The 1,247-nt window shown below is 64.8% G+C and carries 1 protein-coding gene; it reads right to left on the minus strand.

The window, feature by feature from the left end; genetic code table 11:
* Window positions 1–1,247: beta strand repeat-containing protein (locus AWC07_RS27395; protein WP_425271214.1), on the minus strand; the 1,247-nt coding region annotated here is incomplete at both ends.

Below are 1,247 nucleotides of genomic sequence, written 5' to 3' on the forward strand. Positions count from 1 at the left end.
CCCACCACCGTGGCCGCCGTGGCAATATTGCGCACCCCCTGCGCACTGGCCAACACCCCAGCATTACCATCCCCCACCACCGTGGCCGCCGTCGCAATATTGGTGTCACCCACCGACCCCGCCACAACCCCACTGTTGGCATTACCCACTACCGTGGCCGCCGTCGCCACATTGGTGTCACCATCAGCACTGGCCGAAATCGCCTGATTCCCATCAAAAACCGCGGTGGCCGCCGTCACCACATTGACGCTGCCATCCGCATCCGCCGTAACCCCACTATTGTTGTCGCCCACCACCGTCGCCGCCGTGGCCACATTGATGCGGCCATCGGCACTGGCCGCCACCCCACTATTGGCATCACCCACCACCGTGGCCGCTGTGGCCACATTGGTCTCCCCCACCGCGATCGCACTCGCCGCATCAACCACATTGTCATTGCCCACCACCGTGGCCGCCGTGGCAATATTGCGCACCCCCTGCGCACTGGCCAACACCCCAGCATTGCCATCCCCCACCACCGTGGCCGCCGTCGCAATATTGGTGTCACCGGTCACCTTCGCCAAGATCGCACCGGTGTTGTTATCCCCCACCACCGTCGCCGCCGTCGCCACATTCGTCGCGCCGTCGGAAGCGGCCGTAATCCCACTATTGGCATCCCCCACCACCGTGGCCGCCGTCGCAACATTGGTCTCCCCCACCGCGATCGCACTCGCCGCATCAACCACATTGTCATTGCCCACCACCGTGGCCGCCGTGGCAATATTGCGCACCCCCTGCGCACTGGCCAACACCCCAGCATTGCCATCCCCCACCACCGTGGCCGCCGTCGCAACGTTGGTGTCACCGGTCGCCTTCGCCAAGATCGCACCGGTGTTGTTATCGCCCACCACCGTGGCCGCCGTCGCCACATTGGTCGCGCCCTCGGAAGCGGCCGTAATCCCACTGTTGGCATTACCCACCACCGTGGCCGCCGTCGCAACGTTGGTATCACCGGTGGCAGAAGCCGAAATCGCCTGATTCCCATCAAAAACCGCGGTGGCCGCCGTCACCACATTGACGCTGCCATCCGCATCCGCCGTAACCCCACTATTGTTGTCGCCCACCACCGTCGCCGCCGTGGCCACATTGATGCGGCCATCGGCACTGGCCGCCACCCCACTATTGGCATCACCCACCACCGTGGCCGCTGTGGCCACATTGGTCTCCCCCACCGCGATCGCACTGGCCGCATCAACCACATTGTCATT

The organism is Mycobacterium gastri, from assembly GCF_002102175.1.
Classification (GTDB): Bacteria; Actinomycetota; Actinomycetes; order Mycobacteriales; family Mycobacteriaceae; genus Mycobacterium; species Mycobacterium gastri.